This window comes from Ruegeria sp. CE9, from assembly GCF_056537425.1.
Genome location: NZ_JBQFRO010000114.1, coordinates 1 through 750, shown reverse-complemented (window position 1 = coordinate 750; position 750 = coordinate 1). Strand labels below are relative to the sequence as shown.

The window sequence follows — 750 nt, the reverse complement described above, 5'->3', positions numbered from 1 at the left end:
AACTGCGCAAGGCAAATCTTCGCACGAAGGCCCCCGCGATATAGGCATCACGTGCACCAACCAATCGCAAGACGCGCATCACGGCCTTGGATTGCCCATGCAGCATTGCTAAATGGGGAAGAATACCGCCATATAGAGGCGGTACGCGGCCCCCGTGCAAAGATTGAACTCAAAGGGATTATACCACCCATATGCGCCTGACTTGTCCAAATTGCGGCGCGCGTTACGAGATTGATGACGCGCTAATCCCTGCTGAAGGGCGGGATGTGCAATGTTCCAATTGTTCGACCAATTGGTTCCAGTCTGGTGCGGTTGCGGTTGACCCGTTGAGCGCAGCACCTGCAAGCCCTGAACCTGCAAGCCCCGCGCCAGAGGCCCCACGCCGTGAGCTTGACCCAAGCTTGCGGGCACTCCTGCGCGAAGAGGCGGAGCGCGAAGAGCGCCTGCGCCGCGAAGAAGCCGAAGGTTTGAAGCGGCAGGATGAAATGGCGCTGCATGACCCTGCGCCGACCAATACCGCCGCGCCAGAGCCGCGAACTCCAGAACCGCAAACCAAAGATCGCGCAACGCTGTTGCCAGATATTGAGGAAATCAACGCCTCGCTTCAGCCGCAAAAGGCTGCGCCACGCCCCGCGCCGAAACAGCAAAGCGCAAGCCAAGCAACGGCACCTGACGCAGCACGCCGCAAGGGTCGCAATGCAGGTCTATTGCTGAGCTTGGGATTGGGCATGATTGCAATAGGGGTTTACA

Annotated in this window: 1 protein-coding gene; it reads left to right on the top strand. The window is 59.1% G+C overall.

The window, feature by feature from the left end; translation table 11 throughout:
- Positions 1–191 precede the first annotated feature (191 nt).
- The coding region (locus ACR0B3_RS24390; protein WP_480811294.1) for a zinc-ribbon domain-containing protein at positions 192–750 on the top strand (559 nt) is incomplete at its 3' end.